Below are 5,062 nucleotides of genomic sequence, written 5' to 3'. Positions count from 1 at the left end.
GTCTTGGTCGTCCGAAGACGACCGGATTGTCGATGGCGCCCTCGAAAATGTCGATATGATGCATCTGGCCGGGCGGTCCTGGCACACCTTGTCGGGCGGCGAGCGACAGCGGCTGCACATTGCCCGCGCGCTTGCGCAACAACCGGAGATCCTGCTACTCGACGAGCCGACCAACCATCTCGATATCGGCCATCAGATCAGCTTGCTCGATCTTGTGCATCAGCAGGACCTGACCGTCGTTGCGGCCCTGCACGACCTCAATCACGCGGCCTTGTTCTGCGACCGGATCGCAGTGATGCAGGAGGGGCGCCTTGTGGCGCTCGGCGCGCCGCGCGCCGTTCTGACAGAGGAGCGCATCGGCGCAGTCTTCGGCGTTGATGTCGAGATCGAGCAGTATGATGGCGGCACTTGTAACATCCGCTTCCTGACGCGGCAGGCGCAAAGGCGTGTGTCGACAAGACAGCGCAGAAACTTCTCCACAATAGGAACCTGAACCGATGGACATGCGCAATCATGATCTGAAGGAAGATATTCGGGAGTACTGGTCGCGGCGCTCGGCGACCTTCGACCTCGCCTTCGGCCACCGCATCCCACCGGGTCCGGAACTGGACGCCTGGGCGGCTGCCGTGCGCGAGGCGATCGGACCGGCCCCACAGAAGGTGCTGGAACTCGCCTGCGGTACCGGCGAGGTGACCAATGTCCTCCTTTCGCTCGGCCATGAGGTAATGGCGCTCGATTTCTCCGAGGCCATGCTCGGCGTTGCGCGCACCAAACATGCCGGCAATGAGCGCGCCCACTTTATCCTGGCCGATGCCGAGCGGACGATGGAGCCCGATCAGACCTATGATGCGGTGATCTGCCGCCATCTCGTCTGGACATTGACGGAGCCGGAACAGGCACTCTCTGACTGGTTTCGCGTGCTGAAACCGGGTGGAAAGCTACTTGTCTTCGACGGCGACTGGACGAAGCCGACGCCCGTCGGGCGGATTGCAAGTCTCGCGGTCCGCGCGATCGAGTGCTTTATCGGGCACGATCCCTACTACGACGGAGCCATGAGCGAGAAACATGCGAACATCATGACGCGCCTGCCGTTCAGCGACGGGCTCACTGCCGAAGGTCTGAAACCTCTCGTCGAAGCTACGGGCTTTACGGACATCCGCTTTCCTTCTCACAGGCCGATTGCGGTTGCGCAGCGCAGCACCCCCGACCTGAGAAGCCGGTTGCGGACGCGGTTGTACCGCCGCTTTGTCCTAACGGCATCTCGCCCCGAGGACGCCGCAGCGCGAGCGCATCGAGATCAACCTTAACGCCGCAGCGTAGGGCAGACTGCGCGTCTCAGCCTCTCAGTGTTGCCAAGACGATGACCATCGCGAGAGCAGTGTCCAGCACGAAGCAGAACTCTGCCATCGACCGTACGACGACCTTGTTCTTGACATGGTGATAGACGTCCCAGCCAGCATGTGCGACCAGTCCCGCCGCGACCAGCAGCGCTCCCACAAAGGGACTGATGAAGAGGGCCACGGTGGCTAAACCACCGAAGACGACCATTGCGATGGCTTGCAGCGGCAGTTCGCGGTTAGGACGTCTCAGAGCCCGGATCACGCCATAGACCGCAAAGAGGGCGGCGACGATAAGCATCGCCCATGTCGCATCAAACGGTATGAGGCCGAACCTTGCGACGGTGATCACTGCCACCGATAGCAGGAATACTGGCCAGGAAACCCATGGAATCTCCAAGGCAGCCGCTGCCAGGTACACAAGGCCTGAGGCGACGACGATCGCAGCCAAGTCCGTGCCATGCTCCGAACCATTGAGCAGATCGATCGAAACGAAAACTGCGAATGCCAGGCCAATAGCCGCGGGCCACCATTGTATCGACCGCCAGCCCGACGTGGGGGATTCGGGCGCTGACTTTGATGTTTCCGATGTTTCAGTCATGATTGCTCCTCCTTGCGGTGGCGCGGTCCTAGGCCGACCACCAGTGCGAACACTAGCAGGCGCACAGAGTTGGCAGGAATGACAAAAGGATGCTAATTCCTGCCAGTGCTGTATCATGTCGTCATTACCGTCTATCAGGACTTCGAATTGCTGGATGCGACCGGCCCGGCGTCCGTTTTCGCATCCGCCAATCACGCACTCGCGGAAGATGGAGAGCCTGCACGCTATACCGTGCATTTGGCCTCGCCGACTGGCGGGGCGGTGCCGAGTAGCAGCGGTGTCGTCGTCGAAACCAAAGCACTGACGAAGGTGCCACGACGGATTGACACAATCCTGGTGGCCGGGGCGGAGGCCGGCGCGGTCACCGCAGCGACCCGGACGCCGGAATTACGGCGGTGGTTATCGCGGAGCGCCTCGTCCGTCAGGCGACTCGGGTCGGTTTGCGCCGGCACCTTTGTGCTCGCAGCGGCGGGACTGGTAGACGGCAAGCGTGTTGCCACACACTGGAGCGCCTGCGAACCGCTCGCGCGACTCTACCCCTCCCTTACGGTCGACGCCGATGCACTCTATGTCGTCGACGGCAACGTCTGGACATCGGCCGGAGTGACCACCGGTATTGACATGGCCCTCGCCATGGTCAGCGAGGATCTCGGCAGCGCGCTTGCAAGTCGGGTCGCCAAGCGCCTCGTCCTCTACGCACGCCGCCCCGGCTATCAGTCTCAGTTCAGCCCGCTGCTGCGTGCCCAGGCGAAAGCCGATGGTCCTTTTGCCGATCTCCTGGTGTGGGCACAGGCCAATCTCGATACCGCGCTGGACGTGCCGAGCCTTGCGGCCAAGGTCGGCCTCTCGGAGCGGACGTTTTACAGACGGTTTGTCGCTGCGATAGGCGAGACGCCGGCACAGTATATCGAGACCGTGCGGCTGGACGCGGCGCGTATCTTGCTCTCCCAAGAACTCCCGTTGAAGGAAATCGCAAGGCGGGTGGGACTTGCGCCGACCGCTCGCTTCACGCAGGTCTTCCAAAGACGCTTCGGCGTGACGCCTCGCCTTTTCCGCGAGACCCATACGAGCAGGTGAGCCGTGCTAGACGCAAAGCTCAGCTTAACTCATACTACGACAAATGTCCGTCAACGGGCCTGGAGTACAGAAGCAGTCGGTTCGCTTCCGCCCTCTCGACCGCCGGGCGGCGAGGTGCCCCACTTCGGTGGTTCAGCCATGTCTGTGTGCGCGCTTTCCTCGATTTTCTCGTCGCGAAGATGGCCGAGCACGAACCGGCACGACCCCTTCTTGCAAGCCGGCTGTAGAGCTTGACTATCCTCTCGCTCAAAAAATCAGCATCACGACGGCCGCGAGAGCCATCACACTGGTTGCCGCCCATCCGAATAGCAAAACAGGAAGCGACACCGTAAAGCGGCCCATCTGATCGCGACGGCTGGCCACGATCATCATTCCCGCCATGATCGGAACCGCCACAAAGCCATTGATCACCGCGCTCCAGAACAACGCCTTGATGGGATCGATTGGCGAAAAACCGATGCCAAGACCGAGAAGGACGGCGACCGTGATGACCGAATAGAACCCGACGGCCTCCCAGGGCCTGTTCTCGAGACCGCACTTCCATCCCTGTGATTCGCCGAATGCGTAGGCGGCGGAACCGGCCAGCACCGGCAATGAAAGCAGCCCGGTGCCGATGATGCCGAGGCTGAACAGCATGAAAGCGAAATTTCCGGCGATCGGCCGGAGAGCCTCCGCCACATCGGCCGCGCTGCTGATTTCGGTCTTTCCCGCCTCATGCAGGGTCGCCGCCGTGCTCATCATGATGGCGATCGCGACCAGGTTGGAAATCGCCATGCCTGCAAAAGTGTCTAGGCGTATTCGCTTCAACTCCTTTTTGGCCTGGTCGGGTGCCTCGGTCAGCGCTTTGGCTTTTGGGTGCTGACCGATTTCCTCGACTTCCTGCGAGCTTTGCCAGAAGAATAGGTAAGGGCTGATGGTTGTTCCTAGAATCGCGACGATGACGGTGAAGCTTTCGCCGGTAAGCGGAAAGGACGGCAGCACAAAACCTTGCGCTGCAGCCAGCCAATCGACCTCTGCTACGAAGAGGACGGCCACATAGGACAGCAGGACCAGCGTGAGCCATTTCAGGTACCGCGCATACCGCTCGTAGGAGATGAACAGCTGAAGTCCCAAAGACACAAGCGCAAAGAAGATCGTAAACGGAAAGGCTGGTCCTCCCACCACCAGTTGAGCGGCCGCACCCATTGCAGCGAGATTGGCGCCGATGTTGATCGTATTGGCCGTGAACAGAAGGACAACAAGCAGAAGCACTATCGATTTCGGAAGGACATCGCCCAGGTTTTTGGCGAGGCCGCATCCGGTGACGCGGCCAATTTTGCCACTCACGAGCTGAACTGCCGTCATCAACGGATAGGTCAACAGCATCGTCCAGAGCATGTTGAAGCCAAATTGGGCGCCAGCCTGGGAATAGGTAGCTATACCGCTTGGATCGTCGTCGGCTGCTCCCGTGACGAGACCCGGACCGAGTTGCTTGAAAACGGCAGCTCGGCGCCAACGTCGGAGGGGCTTCTTGGAGATTTCTTCGCCTGGGATGATACGATCTAAGACCGAGTTCAAGGTTGATCCTCTGTGGAATGGATGATCAACGTGCCGTCGTTCTGCTGGTTCCTTGCCACAGCCGCCTGTACTGACGTTGAGATCGCATGTTCTGCACGGGTCAGTCAGCCCTTGCCGAAACGCGTCGGTGATTGATCCAGAAAAGACCGCGGGCGCGCCAGCCGACGTTTCCACAGGTTATCTTCCGCACCATCAGCGGCGAGTAAGTCTTTGCTATCGGGCTTCTGCCTCAGAGTTCCCCGCTGTCAATCCTTTGCCGACCCCGGCTCCGCTATCTTGCGATTCTGCTTGGCAAGCATGCTGGCCGGCGTGATATTGGCAGCGGCCGACATCAACTTGTTCTTCCAGCCCGCAACAACATCGCCTTCGCCGTCCATCATGGCCTCGTAGCCGATCTTCGCCACGAAGGCAGGATCATCCTTTTTCACCTGGCCGAGCTTCGTATCCATCAGGTCGGCGCGCTCGAAGAATTCGGTGTCTGTTGCGCCGG

Annotated in this window: 5 protein-coding genes and 1 pseudogene; 3 read left to right on the top strand and 3 right to left on the bottom strand. The window is 60.5% G+C overall.

What is annotated here, in order from left to right:
* Both ACE04I_RS19100 and ACE04I_RS19095 read left to right on the top strand, forming a co-directional pair.
* Positions 1 to 493, top strand: a 493-nt coding sequence (locus ACE04I_RS19100) for an ABC transporter ATP-binding protein (protein WP_487207508.1), incomplete at its 5' end; no start/stop codon positions are given.
* Positions 494 to 497: 4 nt separating this feature from the next.
* Complete coding sequence (locus ACE04I_RS19095; protein WP_487207507.1) at positions 498 to 1,307, top strand: class I SAM-dependent methyltransferase; 810 nt, start codon at positions 498 to 500, stop codon at positions 1,305 to 1,307.
* A gap of 28 nt (positions 1,308 to 1,335) precedes the next feature.
* On the opposite strand, the gene ACE04I_RS19090 is transcribed toward ACE04I_RS19095, so the two are convergent.
* Positions 1,336 to 1,938, bottom strand: coding sequence for a hypothetical protein (locus tag ACE04I_RS19090; protein WP_046796987.1), 603 nt, complete (start codon positions 1,936 to 1,938; stop codon positions 1,336 to 1,338).
* Between the two features lie 105 nt (positions 1,939 to 2,043).
* Here ACE04I_RS19090 and ACE04I_RS19085 point away from each other — a divergent pair, with 105 nt between their 5' ends.
* Positions 2,044 to 3,015: a GlxA family transcriptional regulator gene (locus ACE04I_RS19085; RefSeq protein ID WP_487207506.1), complete on the top strand. Its 972-nt coding sequence runs from the start codon at positions 2,044 to 2,046 to the stop codon at positions 3,013 to 3,015.
* 246 nt (positions 3,016 to 3,261) lie between these two features.
* Here ACE04I_RS19085 and ACE04I_RS19080 read toward each other — a convergent pair whose 3' ends face one another.
* Both ACE04I_RS19080 and ACE04I_RS19075 read right to left on the bottom strand, forming a co-directional pair.
* Positions 3,262 to 4,572 (bottom strand): Nramp family divalent metal transporter, encoded by a 1,311-nt coding sequence (locus tag ACE04I_RS19080; protein ID WP_487207505.1) that lies wholly within the window; start codon positions 4,570 to 4,572, stop codon positions 3,262 to 3,264.
* A gap of 245 nt (positions 4,573 to 4,817) precedes the next feature.
* Positions 4,818 to 5,062: pseudogene (locus ACE04I_RS19075) on the bottom strand (SDR family NAD(P)-dependent oxidoreductase); the annotation flags it as partial.

It is taken from the genome of Rhizobium moroccans (assembly GCF_057559155.1).
The sequence above is the reverse complement of the archived record's forward strand: the minus strand, read 5'-3'. Positions and strand labels throughout refer to the sequence as shown.